Annotated in this window: 6 protein-coding genes; all 6 read right to left on the bottom strand. The window is 75.2% G+C overall.

What is annotated here, in order from left to right; all coding sequences use genetic code 11:
• Positions 1–14 precede the first annotated feature (14 nt).
• Positions 15–5,063, bottom strand: coding sequence for a non-ribosomal peptide synthetase (locus ABT238_RS34470; protein WP_350804072.1), 5,049 nt, complete (start codon positions 5,061–5,063; stop codon positions 15–17).
• A gap of 52 nt (positions 5,064–5,115) precedes the next feature.
• Positions 5,116–6,333 (bottom strand): cytochrome P450, encoded by a 1,218-nt coding sequence (locus ABT238_RS34465; protein ID WP_350804068.1) that lies wholly within the window; start codon positions 6,331–6,333, stop codon positions 5,116–5,118.
• A 1-nt stretch (position 6,334) separates the two neighbouring features.
• Complete coding sequence (locus ABT238_RS34460; RefSeq protein WP_350804063.1) at positions 6,335–7,111, bottom strand: thioesterase II family protein; 777 nt, start codon at positions 7,109–7,111, stop codon at positions 6,335–6,337.
• A 79-nt stretch (positions 7,112–7,190) separates the two neighbouring features.
• Positions 7,191–8,501 (bottom strand): MFS transporter, encoded by a 1,311-nt coding sequence (locus ABT238_RS34455; RefSeq protein ID WP_350804059.1) that lies wholly within the window; start codon positions 8,499–8,501, stop codon positions 7,191–7,193.
• Positions 8,498–9,445, bottom strand: coding sequence for an ornithine carbamoyltransferase (locus ABT238_RS34450; RefSeq protein ID WP_350572062.1), 948 nt, complete (start codon positions 9,443–9,445; stop codon positions 8,498–8,500). Before ABT238_RS34450 ends, ABT238_RS34455 begins: the two co-directional genes overlap by 4 nt.
• A gap of 50 nt (positions 9,446–9,495) precedes the next feature.
• Entirely contained in the window at positions 9,496–21,552 is a 12,057-nt protein-coding gene (locus ABT238_RS34445; protein WP_350804119.1) for a non-ribosomal peptide synthetase, read from the bottom strand.
• Positions 21,553–21,570 lie beyond the last annotated feature (18 nt).

Raw genomic sequence — 21,570 nt, 5'->3', positions numbered from 1 at the left:
GGGACACTCCCGCGTTACCGTTCCGAGGTGTGCTGGTCACCCGGACCCAGCGCCTCGGCCGTGAGGTCGTCCTCCGACAGCCGGTCGATCTCGCTGCGGACCGTCTCCTCCACCACGGCGGCGAGCCCGGCGACCGTGCCGGACTCGAACACCGCCCGGGTGGGGAAGTCGATGTCGAACGCCGTCTGGATGCCGGCGATCAGCCTGATCGCGAGGATCGAGTTGCCCCCGGTGTGGAAGAAGTTGCTGTGCGCCCCGGCCGGGACGCCCAGAAGCTCGGTGAAGATCTCCGCGATCCGCTCCTCGACGACGCCGCGGGGCGGCTCCAGCCGCTCCCCGTCCGCCGGGCCCGGTGCGGGCAGGGCCACGCGGTCCAGCTTCCCGTTGGCCGTCAGCGGGACGGCGTCCAGCGGCGTGAACGACCCCGGGACCATGTACTCGGGCAGCCGTGCCGCGCAGTGCGCGGCGAGCTCCGGGCCGGCGTCGGCCGTTTCCGGCCCGGGCCGCTCCGGCACCCAGTAGGCGGCCAGCACCGTCTCGCCGGTGCCGCCCTCCCGGGCGACGACCACGGCCTCCCGCACGGCGGGGTGTTCGCCGAGCACGGCGGTGATCTCGCCGAGTTCCACCCGGTAGCCGCGGAGCTTGACCTGTCCGTCCCGCCGGCCGACGAAGTCGACCGAGCCGTCGGCCAGCAGCCGCACCAGGTCCCCGGTGCGGTAGAGGCGCGCGCCGGCCGGGCCGTGGGGGTCGGGCAGGAACCGCTCGGCGGTGAGCACCGGCCGCCCCGCGTAGCCGCGGGCGACACCGGTGCCGCCGACGTACAGCTCGCCGACCGCGCCCACCGGCAGCGGGCGCATCCGGGCGTCGAGCACGTGCATCGCCATTCCGGGCAGCGGGCGCCCGATGGGCACGGACTCGCCGGCCACCGGGGCCGTCACCGGGTGCACGCAGGTGCCGACGGACGCCTCGGTGGGCCCGTACTCGTTGATCAGCCGGCCCTCGCCCAGGGCGCGCGCCCAGCGGTCGGCGGCCCGGACCGGCAGGGCCTCGCCCGCCACCACGATCACCTCGGCCAGGTCGGTCAGGCGCTCCGGCGCGACCTGCTGCGCCAGGATCTCCAGGTGGCCCGGGGTCAGCTTCAGGAAGCTCAGCGGCCCGGCGGCCAGCAGCTGTTCGCCGAGCCGCGCCAGGTCCAGGTCCTGCGGCAGCAGGTGCAGCGGCCGGCCGGCCAGCAGCGGCGCCCACAGGTTGGGCACCACCAGGTCGAAGGCCGCGGAGGAGAACAGGGCCGCGCCGCCGGTGCCGCGCGCGGCGAGTTCGTCGACCGCCCAGCGCACGTGGTTGGCCAGGCCGCGGTGGGTGACCTGGACGCCCTTGGGGCGCCCGGTGGAGCCGGAGGTGTAGATCACGTACGCCAGCCGGTCGGTGTCCGTGGTCCGGTCGGGCCGGGACGCGGGCTCGCCGGCGAGGGCGGCGGCGTGGGCGTCGACCAGGACGTGGTGCACGCCCGGGACCGCCCCGGTCCGCGCGCCGTGGGCGGCGTCCGTCACCAGGACCGGCGCGCCGGCGTCGTCGAGGACCGTCCTGACCCGCTCCGCCGGGAAGGCGGGGTCGAGCGGCAGGTAGGCGCCGCCCGCCTTCCACACCGCGAGCAGGGTGGCGGGCAGGTCCACCGTGCGGCCGAGCAGGACGCCGACCACGGTCTCGGGGCCGACGCCGAGGCCGCGCAGGTGGTGGGCGAGCCGGTTGGCCCGCGCGTCCAGCTCCGCGAAGGACAGCGTGCCGCCGGCGTCGGCCAGGGCGGTGGCACCGGGCACGGCGGCGGCGCGCTCCTCGAACAGCTCGGGCACGCCGGCCGTGACGGGCGCGCCCGGCGTGCGGCTCCAGCCGTCCAGGGCCCGCCGCTCGCCGTCGGTCAGGAGGTCCAGGGCGTCCAGGCGCCGGGCCGGGTCCTGCGCGGCCGAGCGCAGCAGTTCCTGGAAGTGGCCGGCCAGGCGCTCGGCGCCCTCCCGGGTGAACAGCGCGGTCGCGTACTCCAGGGCGCCGACGACGGTGCCGTCGGGCTGGGCGCGCATGTACAGCGTCAGGTCCGTCTTGGCAATGGTCGACACCTCGGTGACCAGGTCCAGGTCGGCGGCGTCGGCGGGCGAGCCGGTGAGCGTCTCGTCGTGGTAGTCGAAGGCGACCTGGTACAGCGGGGTGCGCGACAGGTCCCGGTCGGGGGCGAGTTCGGCCACCAGCCGGTCGAAGGGCAGGTCCTGGTGGGCGAAGGCGTCCTTGCAGACGTCCCGGACCCGGTCGAGGGCCTGCTCGAAGGTGAGGTGCCCGGCCAGCCCGGGGCGCAGGACCAGGCTGTTCAGGAAGAAGCCCACGACGTGCTCGAACTCGGAGCGCTCCCGCCCGGCGACCGGGGTGCCGAGCGTGCCGTCCCACTGGCCGGTGTGCCGGGCGAGCAGCGTCGCGAACCCGGTGAGCAGGGTCATGAACGGCGAGGCCTCGTGGTCCCGGCCGATCCCGGTGAGCGCGCGGGCCACCGGGGCGGGCACGGTGAACGGCACGACGGCGCCGCGCGCGTCCCGGGCCGGCGGCCGGGGCCGCTCGGGGTGCGGGGCGAACGGCTCGGCGCCGTCCAGGACGGCCTTCCAGTGGGCGAGCTCGCCGGCCACGAAGGCGTCGGTGAGCTGCTCGTGCTGCCAGGCCGCGTAGTCGGCGTACTGGACGGCGAGCGGGGCGAGGCGGGCCGGGCGGCCGGCCGTGAGCGCGGCCAGGACCTCGTGGAACTCCTCCCGCAGGATCGTCGCCGACCAGCCGTCGCCGACGATGTGGTGCATCAGGAGGGCGAGCGTGCCCTCGGCGGTGTCGGCGGCGTCCGGGTCGAGGACGAGGACCGCGCGGACCACCGGGCCACTCTCCAGGTCGAACCCGCGCTCCGCCTCCCCTTCGATGACGGCCCCGGCCTCCGCGCGCGGGGCGCGCACGGTGCGCAGCTCCACCGGAGCGGGCGGGTCGATCACCTGCATCGGCTCGCCGGCCACCGGGACGAACCGGGTGCGCAGGCCCTCGTGCCGCTCGGCGAGCACGTCCAGGGCCCGCCGCACGGTGTCCGGACCGGTGCCCGCGGGCACCCGGACCAGCAGTCCGGTCACCCACTCCCGGCTGCGCGGTTCGATCCGGTCGAGGACCCACAGCCTGCGCTGCCCCGCCGACAGCGCCAGCGCGCCGGTCCGCGGCACGGTCCGCACCGGCGACGGCGCCGCGGGGCCCGCGTCGAGCAGCAGCGCCTGGGCGGCGACGGTGGTCGCCTCCAGCAGCCGGGGCAGCCCGACGTCCCGGCCCGACTCGGCGCGCAGCCGGTTGGCGAGCCGGACGAGCTGCAGCGAGGAGCCGCCGAGCTGGTAGAAGTCGTCCTGCGCCCCGATCCCGTCGGTGCCCAGGACCTCGCGCCACACGCCGGCCACGAGGCGCTCGGTGGCGCTGGCCGGGGCGTCGTTCCGGTCGGCGGCGAGGTCCGGGGCCGGCAGCGCGAGGCGGTCCAGCTTGCCGCTCGACGTCCTCGGGAACGCGTCCAGCTCGACGAAGACCGCGGGGAGATGGCTGGTGGGCAGGCGCCCGCGCAGGAAGTCGCGCAGCTCCCGGTGGCGGTCCGCCGCGGACCGGCCGGCTCGCCCCTCGGGGTCGGTGCGGACGTACGCGGCCAGGCGGGTGTCGCCGGTGGACGCGGTGAACGCGGTGACGGCGGCCTCGCGCACCCCGGGGTGGGCCGCCAGGGCGGCCTCCACCTCGCCGGGCTCGATCCGCACGCCGTTGACCTTGACCTGGTGGTCGATGCGGCCCAGGTACTCCAGCTGCCCGTCGGCCCGCCGCCGGGCGATGTCACCCGTGCGGTACAGCCGGGCCCCGGGCGGGCCGTCGGGGTCGGGCACGAAGCGCTCGGCGGTCAGGGCCGGCCGGCCGAGGTAGCCGTGGGCGACGCCGATGCCGCCCGCGCACAGCTCGCCCCGGCCGCCGGGGGCGACGGGCCGGCCGTCGTCGCCCAGGATCGACACCCGCATGTTGGCGATGGGGGTGCCGATCGGCACCGGCCCGGTGCGCTGCAGCGGGTCGACGTCGTAGCCGGTCACGTCGATGGAGCACTCGGTGGGGCCGTAGGTGTTGCAGACCGTCACCTCCCGCCCGGCCGTGCGGGCGCGGGCGAGGAACCGCTGCACCAGCTCGGCGTGCAGCGCCTCGCCGGCGCAGAACAGCACCCGCAGGGCGGTGCAGCCCTCCCAGCCCGGCTCCTCCACGAGGGCGCGCAGCACGGAGGGGACGACCTGGAGGACGGTGATCCGGTGCTCGGCCAGGGCGCGCAGCAGCGCCGCCGGGTCGCGCTCCGCGCCGACCTCGGCGAGCACCACGGTGCCGCCGCTGACCAGCGGCGCGAAGATCTCCCAGCAGGCGGCGTCGAAGGTGAGGGGCGTCTTGTGCAGCACCCGGTCCCCGGCGCCCAGCCGGTAGGCGTCGACCACCCAGGCGATCCGGTTGCCGATGCCGCCGTGGCCGATGACCACGCCCTTGGGGCGGCCGGTGGAGCCGGAGGTGAAGAGGACGTAGGCGGCGTGGGCGGCCGTGACCTCGACGTCCGGAGCGCTGTGCGGGCGCCCCTCCAGGACGCTCAGCTCCGGGTCGAGCAGCACCTGGCGGACGCCGTCCGCGGCCGCGGCGCGCCGCAGTTCCTCCTCGGTCACGACGACCGTGGCGCCGGTGTCGGCGAGGATGCCCGCGGTGCGCGGCGCGGGGTGGTCCGGGTCGAGGGGGACGTAGGCCGCACCGGCCTTCCAGACGGCCAGGAGGGCGATGACCAGGCCGGCGCCCCGGCGCAGGCAGACGCCGACGGGGACGTCCGGGCCCGCCCCCGATTCGAGCAGCAGGTGCGCCAGCTGGTTGGCCCGCTCCTCCAGCTCGCGGTAGGTCAGCCGGTGGCCGCCCGCGAGGACGGCCACCGCCTCGGGGGTCGATGCGGCCTGCCGGGCGACGCGTCGGTGCGTCGGCGGCAGGTCTGACGGCTGTGCGGCGCCCTGCATTGTTGTTCCTTCCCCTCTGCCAGGACTTGCCCGCCCGCTCCGGGGCGGACGGTCAGTGCACGCGCTCGAACGTCACCGGAAGCCGTTTGAGCATCCGGAAGTTGATGCTGTCCATCCACTGCGGCCGGGTGTCGACCTGGCGCAGGCCGGTGCGTTCCAGGAGCCTGCGCAGCGCGACGTCGATCTCCGCGACGGCGAGCGAGGCGCCGAGGCAGTAGTGGATCCCGTGTCCGAAGGACAGGTGGTCCGCGGCCCGGCGCGTGATGTCGAGCCGGTCGGGCTCCGCGTAGTGGAGCGGGTCCCGGTTGCCGGAGCCCAGGACCAGGGTCACCGAGTCCCCCTCGGGGATCCGGTGGCCGCCGGCCTCCAGGGCGGTCAGGGCCACCCGCGTGGTGAACTGCACGGAGCTGTCGTAACGCAGGAGTTCGTGGGCGGCCTGCACCCCGAGGTCGGGCCGCTGCCGCAGCAGCTCCGCCTGGTCGGGGTGGTGGGCGAGGGCCAGCACCGCGTTGCCGATGAGGTGGGTCGTGGTGGCCTGGCCCGCGTCGATGAGGAGCAGGAAGTTGGCGAAGATCTCATCGTCGCTGTAGTCGCCGTACTGCAGCTGCTCGGCGATCATCTGCGTGAACAGGTCCTGCGCCGTGCCGTTGCGGCGGCCCTCGGCGTCCTCCTCGAACGCGGTCCTGAGCTCGGTGATGCGGCCGATCTCGGCGCGGGACTGGGTGAAGAACTCGTGGAGCAGGCCCGGCCAGTTCTCCAGGAGGTGCCCGGCCTTCTCGGGGACGCCGGCCAGGCGGGCGATCACCCCGCGGGTCAGCGGCTCGGAGAAGTCGTGGACGACGTCCATCCCGCCGCGCTCCTCGGCCCGGTCCAGCAGCTCGTCGGCGAGCTTCTCGATCGCGGGGCGCATCTCGCGCACCAGCCGGGGCGTCAGGCCGGGCTTGACGAGGCGGCGCAGCCGGGTGTGCCGGGGCGGCTCGTTGAAGAGCATCATGTCCGACAGCGCGTTGGCGAGCGGTTCGATCTCCGCGCGCACCTCGGAGGGCAGTTGCTCGTGGAAGCTGCCGATCCGGGCGCCGGAGAGGCGCTCGTCCTTGGACAGCCGGCTGATCTCGTCGTAGCCGAGGACCACCCAGGTCCGCATCCACTCGTCGTAGTAGACCGGGGACGCCTCCCGCAGCTCCCGGTAGTAGGCGTAGACACCGTAGGGGTCCGCGGACCACTCGGGGGAGAACAGGTTGAGCAGGCTCGGAGTCTGCGGATCGGGCATGCTACGACCGCTTTCCTGTCGGCTGCGGGGACACGGGTTCGGGCACGAGGGTCTCGGCCAGGAGGGAGGTCAGCCGGGGCAGGCACTCCTCGAAGTAGAAGTGCCCGCCGGGCAGGACGTGGGTCCGGGCGCCGCCGATGGTGTAGTCCTTCCACAGCGCCATGTCCGCGGGGGTGGCGGCCCGGTCCTCGGCGCCGGCGACCGCCTCGACCGGGCAGGACAGCGGGGCGCCGGGCGTGAACTCGTAGGCCCCGGTCCAGCCGAGGTCGGTGCGGATCACCGGGTGGGCCACCTCCCAGATGTCGTCGTCGTCCAGGGAGTTCGCCCCCGAGCCGCCGAGCGACTGGATGTAGCGGCGCATCTCGTCCTCCTCCAGCGGCCGGCGGGCCCGCCGGTGGGTCCCGGGGGCGCGGCAGGCGGAGACGTAGAGCCGGGCGAGCGGCGAGGGGTAGCGGGGCTGCAGGCGGCGGGCGACCTCGAAGGCGACCACGGCGCCCATGCTGTGCCCGAAGAACGCGGTGGGCACCTCGAACCGGCTGCCGACGACCGCGGCGATCTCCTCGGCGAGCTCCGGGATCCCCGCCGGGACCGGGTCGGCGAGGCGGTCCTGCCGTCCCGGGTACTGCACGGCCACCAGCTCGACCGACTCCGGCAGGCTCTCGGCCCAGCCGCGGAAGGAGCTGGCGGCGCCCCCGCCGTAGGGGAAACAGAAGAGCCGTGCGCGTGCGGCGGGCCGCGGGACGTACACCCGGAACCAGCTTCCTCGCTGATAGGTCATCGGCCGGTACCCGTCCTGGTGTCGGCGGCGTGTGCCGGGGCCTGAGAGGTCTCCATGGGTCTCACCTTCCGGGCGGCCTCTATATTTCTTCGGTATCCGGGCTATGCGCGGCCCGCTCCGGCGGACCGTCCACGGGCCCGGCCGCCGGGGTGCCGGCGGCGTCGCGCACCGCAGGGCTCAGCAGCGCGGCGACGGTCGTCACGAGCATCGCGACACCCACGCCGAGGACGGTGGAGGTGGTGCCGACCGCTCCCAGCAGGAAGCCGGCGATCAGCGGCCCGAGGGAGTTCGTGCCGGACGTCAGGAGCATCGCGACGCTGCTGACCCGCCCCTGCAGCCGGTCGGGGGTGACCTGGACCTGGTAGACGCCCGCCGCCACGTTCATCAGCGCGCCGGCGAAGGTCAGTCCGGCGAACACCCCGCCCAGGGCTAAGGGGTTGTCGCTCAGGGCGACCATCGGCATCAGGACGGTCCAGGCGGCGAAGACCCCCCGCAGGATCGCGGAGACGGAGAAGCGCCTGCCGAACCACGAGCCGGCCAGCGCCCCGCACACCCCGCCCACGCCGGACACCGTGCCGATGACGCCGATGACGGCGGGCGAGCTCCCGGACTCCTTGACGATGACGACCAGGGTGAGCGAGAGGACCTGGAAGAGGATGTTGGTCCCCGCGACCAGGCTCACCGCGGTCCGCAGGAAGCGCTGCCGCCACAACCAGGCGAAGCCCTCGGCGAGTTCGGCGCGCAGGTCCTTGCGGACCGCGGTGCGCTCGCTCTGCAGGTCCTTCCTGATCGCCAGCAGCGTCAGCAGCGCGAAGAGGTGTCCCGCCGCCGTGAACACGAAGGGCAGACCCCGGGACACGGTGAACAGCGAGCTGCCCAGGGGCTGGCCGAGGAGGCCGGCGGCCCGGCCTCTGGCCTCGTTCTGGGAGAGCGCCGCGGACAGGTGCCGGGGCTCGACGACGTTGCGGACGGCGGCCCGCTCGGCGAGCCGGTAGAAGATCCCCGCGGCGGCCTCGACGAACGCGGCCGCCATGAGGTGGGGCAGCAGGACGCGGCCGGACAGCAGGACCAGGCCGACGCTGCCCATGGCCAGCAGTCCCGCCACGTCACAGGCGATCATGGTGCGGCGCCGGTCCCAGCGGTCGACCACGACACCGGCGGGCAGCTGCACGAGCAGCAGCGGCAGCAGCGCCGCGAAGCCCACCAGGCCGGCGTCGACCGTCGATCCGTTCTGCCAGACCATCAGCAGCGGGTACGCGACGGTACCCACCCGGGTGCCGAGGATGGAGATGCCGGCCCCGGTCCACAGCTTGAGGAAGTCGCGGTTCCTGCGCAGCGGCGGACCGGGCGGCGTCTCGGCCAGGGTCGGGGCCTCCTGGGCCGCGCTCATGCGGCGGCCCCACCACCGCGGCACCACTCGAGCACCGCCATGGCACTGTGCATCTTGTTCTCCGCCTGGGCGAAGGCGATGCTGGTCGGCCCGTCGAGGACCTCGGCGGTGACCTCCTCGCCCCGGTGGGCGGGCAGGTCGTGCATGAACACCGCCTTCGGGCTGTCCTCCCAGAGGTCCCGGGTCACCTGGAACGGGGCGAAGACCTCCCGCCACTCGGGGTCGGGCTTGTTGGTGCCGGTGGTCTGCCAGCGCGTGGTGTACACGGCGTCGGCGTCGGCGGGCAGGGCGTCCATGTCGTGCCGCTCGACGAACGACGCGCCGCTGCGGCGGGCGTGCTCCTCGGCGCGCGCCCTGACCTCCTCGGTGAGTCCGTAGCCGGGCGGGGTGCGCAGTTCGAGCAGGGTGCCGGGGAAGCGCGGCAGCGCCAGGGCGAGCGCCGCCGCCGTGTTGTTGCCCTCGCCGACGTAGACCACGCGCAGGCCGTCGATCTCGCCGAAGCGGCCCTTGAGCGTGGTGAGGTCGGTGAGCGCCTGGGTGGGGTGCTCCTCCTCGGTCATGGCGTTCACCACGGAGAGCCGGCGGGGGTCGGCCCAGGCGGCCAGCTCCCGCTGCGGGCTTCCGGTCCGCGCGACGACCACGTCCAGCATCCGGCCGAGGACCTTCCCGGTGTCGTCGAGCGACTCACCGGTGTTGGTCTGCAGGTCGTCGGGGCCGTAGGCGATGATCTGCGCGCCCAGGCGCAGCGCGGCGGAGGAGAACGCGGTGCGGGTGCGGGTCGACGTCATGCGGAAGTAGACGCCGACGACGTCCCCGGCGAGGGGTCTGGGCTCACCGGCGCAGCCGGCGGCGAACGCCGCTCCGCGGTCCACGACGGCGCGCAGTTCGCGGTCCGTCAGGTCGTCGGTCGACAGCAGGCTTCGATGGGGATGGCGGGATTCCAAGGCGGGTGTCCTCGATTCGGTCGTCGCGGGTTCGTGCTCTCGGTGGGCGCTCACTGGGCCGCGGAACCGGGCTCCTCGCCCGGCGTGGTGGCGGAGACGAAGGTCCGGACGACCCGCTCCCCCGCCGAACCGTTGGTCAGCACGACCCAGCCGGTGCCCGAGCGCAGCGTGCAGGTGGCCAGCGCGTGGTAGCCGACGGGCTCGCCGCCGTGGCCGAACTGCGGATCCGGGCCGGTGGTGTCGCAGACGGCGCCCAGGCCGTAGAAGCTGTCGGGGTACGGGGTCAGCAGCTCCTCGGCCCGCTCCCGCGAGAGCAGGGCGAGGGGCCGGCCGAGCGCGGAGCGCCGTACCTCCAGCACCGCCTTGGCGAGGTCGGAGGCGGTGCTCCACAGGCCGGCGGCCGCCGCGTCGGGCCGGACCAGCCAGCCGCCGTCGACCGGGTTCCCCGCGCCGTCGTGGCCGAGCGCCACGGGGCGGCCGGACTCCAGCGGGAAGGACTGGTCGAAGCTGCTGCCGTCCATGCCGAGCGGCTTGAACAGCACCTCGCGCATCACCTCCGGGAACGCCTCCCCGGTGGCGTCGGCGACCGCCTGCTGGACGACCCAGTAGTGCACGTTCGCCTTGGCGAAGCCCGCGCCGGGCACGGCCTGCCGCGCCACCGGCGCGTTGACGGCCGGCGGGCGGCCGTGCAGGAGGTCCGCCAGGGTGGGCACCGACCCGGCCGGGTAGCCCTTGCCGGGCGCGGGGGCCAGGCCGGAGCGCATGGCGAGCAGGTGGCGCAGAGTCGTGCGCGCGCCGTCGGCGGAGGCAGGCACCCGCCATCCCCTGAGGTAGCGGTCGACGTCCTCGTCCAGGTCGAGGACCCCCTGGTCGACGAGGGCCAGCACGCCGATGGCCGTGAGGTGCTTGCTCATCGACCCCACCTGGAACAGCGTGTCCGGGGTCACCGCGGCGCCGCCGCGGGTGAGCGTCCCGAAGCCCTCGACGGCGACGAGTTCACCGCCCTCCAGCCGGGCCACGCTCGCTCCCGGGACACCGGTCCGCTCCATGGCGCGCGCCGGGGAGGGCAGCGCCGGGACCGGGGCGGCCGTCCGCGGGCCGCGCTCCGGGCCCTGCGCGGGCGCCTGCCCGCGGAGCTCCTCGTCGACCGCGGCGGCCAGCCTGCCCAGGGTGAGGTGCTGGTAGACCATGAACAGCGTGAGCGGGAGCCCGGCCTTGCGGGCCTCGGCGACCTGCCGGATCACCAGGATCGAGTGGCCTCCGAGGTCGAAGAAGCCGTCCTCGGTGCCGATCCGCTCGACACCGAGCAGGGCGGACCAGATCCCGGCGAGCGCCCGTTCCGTCGCGGTGGCCGGCGGCGTGTGCGCGGCCGCGGCGAGCGCCGCCCCGGGCGCGGGCAGCGCCCGTTCGTCCACCTTGCCGTTGGCGTTGAGCGGCAGCCGCTCCACGGTCACGTACGCCGACGGCACCAGGTGCTCGGGCAGGGTCCGGCCGAGCTCCGTGCGCAGCGCACCCGCGTCCAGGGGCCCTTCGGCCCCGGGGGCCGGCACCAGGTACGCGACGAGGCGGACGTCGCCGGGGGTGTCCTCCCGGGCGGTGACCCGCGCCTCGGCGACCGTCCCGAGGGCGGTCAGGGCCGCCTCGATCTCGCCGGGCTCGATGCGGTGGCCGCGCACCTTGACCTGCCGGTCGACGCGCCCGAGGAAGGCGACGTCGCCGTCCGGCAGGACCCGGGCCAGGTCGCCCGTGCGGTACAGGCGGGCACCCGGCTCGCCGTGGGGGTCCGGCACGAACCGGTCGGCGGTGAGGTCGGGCCGGCCCGCGTAACCGCGGGCCACGCCGGCGCCGCCGACGTACAGTTCGCCGGGCGCCCCGACCGGCACCGGCTCCAGACGGGCGTCGAGGACGTACATCGCCATGTTCGGCAGCGGCCGCCCGATCGGCAGCACGTCCGTGACCGGCAGCCGCGTGACGGGGAAGACGCAGGTGCCCACGGATGCCTCGGTGGGCCCGTACTCGTTGACGATCAGGGTCTCCGGGGCGAGCGCGCGCCAGGCGTCCAGGGTGCGCCGGTTGAACGCCTCGCCGGCCACCACCAGCAGCGGGGCCAGCGCCCGCGCCTGCTCGGCGGTCAGCTGGTGGGTGAGCACCTCCAGGTGGGCCGGGGTGAGCTTGACGAAGCTGTACGGCGCGGACGCGGCGAGCCGCTCGCCCAGCCGGTCCAGGTCCCTGGGCAGCACCCGCACGGTCTGTCCGGAGAGCAGCGGCGCCCACAGGTTCGGCACCGCCAGGTCGAAGGCGAGCGAGGAGAACACCGGCGCGCCGCCCGTGCCGCGGGACGCGAGGTCCCGTACCGCCCAGCGCAGGTGGTTCGCCAGCCCGCGGTGCGGGACCAGGACGCCCTTGGGACGCCCGGTCGACCCCGAGGTGAAGATCATGTAGGCGAGCCCGTCCAGGTCGGCGGTGACGCCCAGCGGCCGCGCGGACCGCGCGGCGATCCGCCTGGCCTCGCGGTCCACCAGGACGATCCGGCCGGTGAAGGCGTCCGTGCAGCGGTCCCGGTGCTCCGCGAGCGTGACCACGACCGCGGCGCCCGCGTCCTCCAGGAGCCGGCCGAGCCGGTCCACCGGGTGGGCCGGGTCGAGCGGCAGGTAGGCGCCGCCCGCCTTCCACACGCCGAGGAACGCCACGATCAGATCGGCACCGGGTTCCAGCAGCACGCCGACGACCGACTCCGCGCCCACGCCCGCGGCCCGCAGGTACCGGGCGAAGCGGTTGGCCCTGGCGTCGAGTTCGGCGTAGCTGAGCCGGACGTCGCCGTCCTCGACGGCGAGCGCGTCGGGCCGCAGCGCCGCCCGCTCCTCGAACTCCTCGAGCGCGCTGCGCCGCACCGGCTCGTCGGGGTGGCGGGCCCACGCGCCGAGCAGCAGCTCCCGCTCGCCGCCGGGGAGCAGAGCGGTCCGGGCGTCGCCGTCCGGGTCGGCGGCCATCGCCTCCAGGACGGCCCGGAACATCGCGGCCAGCCGTGCGGCGTTCGCGCGGCTCACCGCCCGGGTGCGGGTGCGCAGGGTGAGCCACCCGGTGCCGGAGGCCACCGAGAACGGGAACTCGTTGGTGGAGAAGCCGGTCCCGGCGGCGGTGTCGGCCACGCCGTCGTCCGCCCCGCCGAAGTCCTGGTGGCTGAAGTAGACGTCGATGAGCCGGCCGGCCCCGCCCCGCTCGCGCTGGATCTCCGGCATCGGGAAGTGCCGGTTCGCCCAGGTCAGGGCCTCCCGCTCGAAGACCTGCCGGACCAGTTCGCGCCAGGTCCGGGCGGTGTCGTCGGCGGGGAACGGCAGCGTGTTGAGGTGCATGCCGCACACCTCGTCGGCGCCGCGCGCCTCGGGCCGGACGTGGGAGGTGAGGCCGGTGAAGAAGGCCCGCTCCTCGGTCAGGCCGCCCATGACCTTCAGGAAGGCGGCGAGCAGCACGCTCTTGACCGAGGCCCGCGCCTCGGAGGCGAGGCCCTGCAGGCCCTCGCGCAGGTCGTCGAAGGGCACCCGCAGCGTGTACGACTCCGCGGGCGCGTCCGGGCCGTCGCCCCAGCCGGCGGGGAGCACGAACTTCTCGTGCCTCCCGACGACGCCGCGCCAGAAGTCCCTGGTCTGCGGCGACTCCAGCGCGCGGAGCTCCGCGGCGACGACGTCGGCGAACCGGACCCCGGGGCGCTCGTACGGCGCGGGCGGCGTGCCGTCCCGGAAACCGCGGTAGGCGTCGAGCAGCTGGCCGAGCAGCAGGTCCAGGCTCCAGCCGTCCAGGATCACGTGGGACTCGGTGATGGTGAACTGCCAGCTGTCGTCCGCGCACAGGTGGACGAGGATCCGCATCAGCGGGGCCCGGTCGTGCTCCAGCGGCGACTCGCTCTCGGCCGCCACGTAGTCCCGGACGGCGCGGTCCTGCGCCGCCGGGTCCTGGTCCCGGAGGTCGACCACCCGGACCGGCAGGCCCGCCGCGGCGTGGACGAGCTGCAGGGGCACGGAGTACGTCTCCGTGTCGACGGAGGTCCGCAGCACCTCGTGCCGCTCGACCAGCAGGTCCACCGCGCGCTGGAGCGCGTCCGCGTCGAAGGCGTGGCCGTCGCGGAACCGGACCGAGTTGACGAGGTGGTACTTGCGCGGCCCGTCCGCGGAGAGCATCTCCACGAGCATGCCGGTCTGGTTCTGGGTCAGCGGGTAGGCGTCGGCGAGGCCCTCGGGCAGCAGTTCCCGGTCCTGCTCGGAGAGCAGCGCGAACGGGGCCACCGCCGCGTCCCGGGCGGTGAGGCCGTCCCGGTCCTGGAGCCGGGAGCTCAGCTCGGCGAGCGTCCGGTGCTCGAACACGTCGGGCATGGTGGCGTCGAGGCCGGCGGCGCGCAGCGCGCCGATCAGCGCGACGGCCCGGATCGAGTCCCCGCCCAGTCCGAAGAAGCTGTCGTGGGCACCGACCCGCTCCACGTCGAGGACCTCGGCCCAGACCTCGGCGACCCGCCGCTCCATGCCGGTGCGGGGCTCCGCGTAGGCGGCGCGGGCCAGCGAGTCCTGGTCGGGCGCGGGAAGCGCCCTGCGGTCCAGCTTGCCGTTGACCGTCATCGGCAGGGCGTCCAGCGGGACGAACGCCGAGGGCACCATGTACTCGGGCAGCGCCAGGGCCAGGAACCCGCGCAGGTCGGCGGGGTCGGGCGCCGCCCCGCCCGCCGGCACGACGTAGCCGACGAGCTGCGCCGCGCCCGGGGCGTCCTCGCGCAGGAGGACCACCGCGTCGCCGACCGCCGGGTGCTCGGCCAGCCGGGCCCGGACCTCGCCGAGCTCGATGCGGAAGCCGTGCAGCTTGACCTGGTCGTCGATGCGGCCGAGGTACTCCAGGCTGCCGTCGCCCAGGCGCCGCGCCGTGTCCCCGGAGCGGTACAGGCGGGAGCCGGGCGGGCCGTAGGGGTTGGGCACGAAGCGCTCCGCCGTCAGCGCGGGGCGGTTCAGGTAGCCGCGGGCCAGGGCGGGCCCGGCGATCTGCATCTCGCCCGGCACGCCGGCGGGCACCAGGTTGCCGAGGCCGTCCACCAGGTGGATCCGGGTGTCGCTGAGCGGGCGGCCGATCGAGTACGGCGCGCCGGGCCTGAAGTCCCGCCTGGCCACGCGGTGGTAGGTCGCGTACACGGTCGTCTCGGTGGGGCCGTACAGGTTGGCCAGGGCGGTGCGGCCGACGCCGAGGCGGGCGGCCCACGGCTCCAGGGCGGCGATGTCGAGCGTCTCGCCGGCGAACAGCACCGCGCGCAGCGAGAGCCGCCGCAGCCGGTCGTCGTCCGCCGCGGCCGCCGCGGCCAGCGGCCGGAAGGCGGTGGACGTCTGGCAGAGCACCGTGACCTCGTGCTCGACGAGCAGGTCGAGGAAGTCCTCCGGGGAGCGCGCGACGTCCTGCGGCACGACCACCAGCCGGCCGCCGTGCAGCAGCGCGCCCCACAGCTCGAAGACGGAGACGTCGAAGGCGTACGAGTGGAAGAGCGCCAGGGTGTCGGACCCGTCGAGGGCGAAGTGCTCCCCCGTGGTGTCCATCAGCCGCATCACGTTGGCGTGCGTCAGGCACACGCCCTTGGGCAGGCCCGTGGAGCCGGAGGTGTACATCGTGTAGACGAGGTTGTCCGGGACGGCGGCGGGCCGCGGGTCGGTGTCCGGGCGGGCCGCGAGCAGCTCGCGGTCGCGGTCGAGGACCACCAGCTCGCCCCGGTGGACCGCGGAGAGCGGTTCCGCGTGCGCCCCGGTCGTGACGACGAGGCGCGCCCCGGAGTCGGAGAGCATGAACCCGAGCCGGTCGGCGGGGTTGGCCAGGTCGAGCGGCAGGTAGCCCGCGCCCGACTTGAGGACGCCGAGCAGCGTCGGCACCAGGTCGATGCCGCGCTCCAGGCAGACGCCGACCAGCGACTCCGGGCCCGCGCCCAGCGCGCGCAGGTGGTGCGCCAGCCGGTTGGCCCGCCGGTTCACCTCCGCGTAGGTCAGCTCCTCGCCGCCGGCGACGACGGCGACGGCCTCGGGATCGGCGGCCGCCTGCTCCTCGAACACCTCGTGCAGGCAGCGCGACACGGCCTCGAAGGAGTCCGCCGGGCCCGCGCCGAGCAGCCGCTCCCGCTCGCCGCGCGGCAGGTACACGGCCCGCGCGTCGCCGTCGGGGTCCGTCGCCATGGCCTCCAGGACCTCGCGGAACATCGCGGCGACCCGCTCGGCGTCGGCGCGGCCCATCACCGCGGTGCTGGTGCGCAGGTTGACGTGGTCGTCGCCGTGGGCGTTGACCGACAGGCCGAACTCGGTGACCGCGCTGCTGACGACGGTCGCCGGCGCGCTCTCCCGGCCGCCCGCCTCCGGCGCGCGGCCCTGCCCGAAGTCGACGTAGTTGAACATCACGTCGATCAGGCGTCCGCCGGTGCCCGCCTCGCGCTGGATCTCCGGCATCGGGAAGTGCCGGTGCTCCCAGGCCTCGATCTCCCGGTCGGACACCTGCCGCACCAGCTCGCGCCAGGTGCGGGCGCCGCGGTCGGCGGGGAAGGGCAGGGTGTTCACGTACAGGCCGTAGACCCGGTCGGCGCCCTGCTCCTCCGGACGGACGTGGCTCACCAGGCCGGTGTGGTAGGCGGGTTCGTCGGTGAGCTGGCCCATCACCTTCAGGTGGGCGGCCAGCAGCACGCTCTTGACCGAGACGCCCTCCGCCGCGGCGAGCGCGCGCAGCGCCTCCCGGTGCGCGTCCAGCGGCACCTTGACGCCGTAGGCCTCGGGGGCCGCCGCGGTGTCCGCCCAGCCGGCGGGCAGCGTCAGCTTGGCGTGCCCCTCGACGACGCCCTTCCAGTAGGCACGGGCCTCCGGGGAGCCGAGGGCGGCGAGTTCGGCGGCGACGGTGTCGGCGAAGCGCACGCCGGGGGCCTCGTACGGCTCGGGCTCCAGGCCGTCCCGGATCCGCCGGTAGCAGGCCAGCAGCTCCTTGACGAGCAGCTGGTGGCTCCAGCCCTCCAGGATCGCGTGGCTCTGGGTGAGGGTGAGGAACCAGGCGCCGTCGCCGGCGGCGTGCGCGAAGGCGCGGATCAGCGGCTCGCCGGAGGCGAGGTCGAAGGTCTCGGCCTGCTGCGCGGCGACGTGGGCGGTCACCTCGCGCCGCTGCCCCTCCTCGTCCAGGCCGCTGATGTCCCGCCAGTCGAACGGGATCTCCGCCGCGGTGCGCACCAGCTGCATCGGCACCGAGTAGCCGGTGAGGTCGACCGTGGTGCGCAGCACGTCGTGCCGCGCAGCCACGGTGCGGACCGCCTCGCGCAGCGCCTCCGGCGCGAGGGGCCGGTCGTCGGGGACCAGGACGGCCGCGACGTTGTGGTACCGGTTCTCGCCGCCGCCGGCCAGCATCTCCACGAGCATGCCGGTCTGGTTGCGCAGCAGGGGGTAGGCGTCGTCGAGTCCGGCGGGCAGGGCGCGCCGGTCCTCCTCGCCGATCAGGGCGAACGGCCGGACGGACTCCGGCTGTCCGGCACCGGTCCCGGCCGCCGGCTCGCCGCCGGCCGCCTCGTCCTGAACCTGCCCGGCCGCGGCGAGTGCCTCGCTCAGGCCCGCCACGGTGCGGTGCTGGAAGAGGTCGCGCACCGACACGTCGAAGCCCGCGGCGCGCAGCGCGCCGACCAGGGCGACGCCGCGGATGGAGTCGCCGCCGACGGCGAAGAAGCCGTCGTGGATGCCGACCTGCCGGATGCCGAGCACCTCGGCCCAGACGGCGGCCACCCGCTCCTCGGTCGGGGTCCGGGGTGCGGCGTAGTCGCCGCGGGCCACGGACTCCTCGGTGGGCGCGGGCAGGGCGCGCCGGTCCAGCTTTCCGTTGACGGTCAGCGGCAGGGCGTCCAGCGCCACGAAGGCGGAGGGCACCATGTACTCCGGCAGGCCGGTGCCGCAGTGCGCGGCCAGGTCGGCGCTCGCGGGCAGGCCGGCGGCCGGATCGGCGGGGACGCCGTACGCCACGAGCAGCTTCTCGCCGGGGCGGTCCTCGCGGACCAGGACGACGGCGTCCCGGATCCCGGGGTGGCCGGACAGCACGGCCTCGATCTCGCCGAGCTCGATCCGGTAGCCGCGCAGCTTGACCTGGTCGTCGGCGCGGCCGAGGAACTCCAGCCGGCCGTCGGGCCGGCGCCGGGCGAGGTCGCCGGTGCGGTACAGGCGGGAGCCGGGCGAGCCGTAGGGGTCGGGCACGAAGCGCTCGGCGGTCAGCGCGGGCCGGTTCAGGTAGCCGCGGGCCACGGCGGGACCGCCGATGTGCATCTCGCCGGCCACCCCGGCCGGCACGAGCCGGCCGTCGCGGTCGAGCAGGTGGACGCGGACGTCGTCCAGCGGGGTGCCGATCGGGATCAGGGCGCCCGCCTCGCCGTCGCCGGGCGCGAGGGTGTGGAAGGTGTCGACGACCGTGGTCTCGGTGATGCCGTGGGCGTTGACGAGCACCGGCCGTTCCAGGCCGAGCCGGTCGGTCCAGGGCCGCAGGTCGGCCAGTTCCAGCGGCTCGCCGCCGTTCATCACCATGCGCAGCGCCAGCCGGTCGATCCGGGGGTCGCCCTGCGCCGCGAGGTCCACCAGCGGGCGGAAGGCGGACGGGGTCTCGGCGAGCATCGTCACCCCGTGCTCGACGAGCAGGTCGAGGAAGTCCTCCGGGGAGCGCGCGACGTCCTGCGGCACGACCACCAGCCGGCCGCCGTGCAGCAGCGCGCCCCAGAGCTCGAAGACGGAGACGTCGAAGGCGTACGAGTGGAAGAGCGCCCACACGTCGTCCGCGCCGAAGGGGAAGCGCCGCCGCATCGCCGGGAAGAGCCGGAGCGTGTTGGCGTGGGTGACCGTGACGCCCTTGGGCCGCCCGGTGGTGCCGGAGGTGAAGATGACGTACAGCGCCTGGTCCGGGCTCACGGGGTGGCCCGGGTCGGTGTCGGGCCGCGCGGCCAGGGCCTCCCGGTCACGGTCGAGCAGCACCAGCCCGCCCGGGACGGCGTCCTCGACGAGGGAGGCCAGGGCGCCGTCGGTGACGACGGTGGCGACCCGGGCGTCCTCGGCCACCTGGCGCAGCCGGGCGGCGGGGTTGGCCGGGTCCAGCGGCACGTACCCCGCGCCGGACTTGACGATGCCGAGCAGCGTGGGCACCAGGTCGACGCCGCGCTCCAGGCAGACGCCGACCAGCGACTCCCGGCCCACGCCGAGCGCCCGCAGGTGGTGCGCCAGCCGGTTGGCCCGCCGGTTCACCTCCGCATACGTCAGCTCCTGGCCGCCGGCGACCACCGCCACCGCCTCCGGAGCCGCCGCGACCCGCGCCTCGAACACCTCGTGCACGGCCCGCGGATCCGTCTCGACGGACCCCGCGCCACTCGCCGCCAGCAACAACTCCCGTTCGCCGGCGGGCAGGTACACCTCCCGGGCGTCACCGTCCGGGTCGGCCGCCATCGCCTCCAGCACCGCACGGAACATCCCGGCGATCCGCTCGGCGTCGGCACGGCCCATGGTGCGCGTGCTGGTCTTGAGGTTGAGCCCCATGCCGATGGTCGCGGTGACCGCGAGGGCGAACTCGGTCGCCCCCTCGCCGAGGCCGGTGCGCGCGTCGACGGCCCGGTCCTCGATCTCGGGGAAGTCCAGGTAGCTGAACAGGGTGTCGATCAGCCGTCCGGTGGTGCCGGCGGTGCGCTGGATCTCCGGCATCGGGAAGTGCCGGTGCGGCCAGATCCCGGCCTCCTGCTCGAAGACCTGCCGCACCAGCTCGCGCCAGGTGCGGGCGCCGCGGTCGACCGGGAAGGGCAGGGTGTTGACGTACGTCCCGAAGACCCGGTCGGCGCCGAGCACCTCGGGGCGCACGTGGCACACCAGGCCGGTGTGGAAGGCCGGTTCGTGGGTGAGCTGGCTCATCACCTTCACGTACGCGGCGAGCAGCACGCTCTTCGGCGAGGCGTGCGAGCGCGCGGCCAGCGCGCGCAGGCGCGGCTCCAGGTCCCGCACCGGCACCGGGACGGTGAAGTCCTCCCCGGCCGCGTCCGGCACCGCCCAGGCGGACGGCACGGCCAGCGGGGCGTGGTCCTCGACCACGGAGCGCCAGAAGGTGCGGTCCTCCGCGGAGTCGAGGGCCTTGAGTTCGGCGGCGATGGAGTCGGCGAAGCGCACCGGGGGAACGTCGTACGGCTCGGGCTCCAGGCCGTCCCGGATCCGCCGGTAGCCGGCCAGGATCTCGGTCATGAAGGAGTGCAGGCTCCACCCCTCGATCACGGCGTGCGAGGAGGTGAAGGAGAGCCGCCAGCCCTCCTCCTCGGTGTGGACCGAGATGCGCACCAGCGGCGCCGCCGCCAGGTCGAAGGAGCGGGCCCGCTCGGCGGCGACGTACGCCGTCAGCGCCTCGCGCCGGCTCCCCTGGTCGATGCCGCGCAGGTCGTGCACCGACAGCGGGATCGCGACCCGGGTGTGCACCAGCTGCATCGGCACGGAGTAGGAGGCGAGGTCCACGGAGGTGCGCAGGACGTCCTGGCGGGCGACGACCGCGTCGGCGGCGCGGCGCAGCGCGGGCTCCGAGAACGGCACGTCGTCCTGGACGTAGTACGAGGTGACGGCGTGGTAGCGGTTGCGGTCGGTGTCGGCGAGGGTCTCGACGAGCATGCCGGTCTGGATCCGCGACAGCGGATAGGCGTCGTCCAGCCCCTCCGGCAGCCGCTCCCGGTCCTCCGCGGACACCAGCGCGAACGGCTCGACGAACTCCTCGCCGCCCGCCGCCAGCGCCGACCGGCCGGTCAGCGACTCCGCGAGACCCGCGACCGTCCGCCGCTCGAACACGTCGCGCACCGACACGTCCAGGCCCTCGGCCCGCAGCGCGCCGATCAGCGCCACCGCCCGGATCGAGTCGCCGCCCAGGTCGAAGAACCCGTCCAGCACACCGACCCGCTCGACCCCCAGCACGCGGCCCCACACCACCGCCACCCGCTCCTCGACCGGGGTGCGCGGCGCCACGAACTCGGCGCGGGCGTAGGAGTCCTCGCCCGGCTCGGGCAGCGCGTCACGGTCCAGCTTGCCGTTCGCCGTCAGCGGCACCGCCCCGATCTCGACGAACGCCGACGGCACCATGTAGTCGGGCAGTTCGGCGGCGCAGTGCGCGGCCAGCTCGGCCCCGGTGGGTGCGGCGGCCGGGTCGGCGGGAATGCAGTACGCCACCAGCCGGCCGCCGCCGGGGGTGTCGTCCCGGGCGACGACCACCGCGCCGCGCACGCCCGGGTGGGCGGCCAGGACCGCTTCGATCTCGCCGAGTTCGATGCGGTAGCCGCGGATCTTCACCTGGTCGTCGATGCGTCCCAGGTGCTCCAGGGTGCCGTCGGGGCGGCGCCGGGCGAGGTCGCCGCTGCGGTAGAGGCGGGAGCCGGCCGGACCGAACGGGTCCGGCACGAAGCGCTCGGCGGTCAGCGCGGGCCGCTCCAGGTAACCGCGGGCCACGCCGGGACCGCCCACGTGGATCTCCCCCGGCACGCCGACGGGCACCAGGTGGCCGCGCGCGTCGAGGAGGTGGACCTGCCATCCGGCGATGGGCTCGCCCACGGGGCTCGCGCCGCGCGCCGCGAGGTCGTCCTCGGTGATGCGGCGGTGCGTCACGTGCACGGTGGTCTCGGTGATGCCGTACATGTTGACCAGGGCGGGCCGTTCGAGGCCCAGCCGGTCGGTCCACGGCCGCAGTTCGGACACCTCCAGGGCCTCGCCGCCGAAGACGACGTGCCGCAGGGCGAGCCGGTCCACGCGCGGGTCGCCCTCGCCGGCGGCCGCGACCAGGGAGCGGAAGGCGGTGGGCGTCTGGCTCAGCACCGTCACCCGCTGCTCGACCAGCAGGTCCAGGAAGTCCTCCGGGGAGCGCGCGACGTCCTGCGGCACGACCACCAGCCGGCCGCCGTACAGCAGCGCGCCCCACATCTCCCAGACCGAGAAGTCGAAGGCGTAGGAGTGGAACAGGGTCCAGACGTCGTCCTCGGTGAGGTCGTAGCCGGCGCGGCCGCTCTCCACGAGGCGGGTGACGTTGCCGTGGGTGAGGACGACGCCCTTGGGCCGGCCCGTCGAACCCGAGGTGTAGATCACGTAGATCGCGCTGTCCGGACCGGC

The organism is Kitasatospora sp. NPDC001527, assembly GCF_040298605.1.
Taxonomy (GTDB): Bacteria; Actinomycetota; Actinomycetes; order Streptomycetales; family Streptomycetaceae; genus Kitasatospora.
This window is presented reverse-complemented; position numbering and strand designations above follow the sequence as displayed.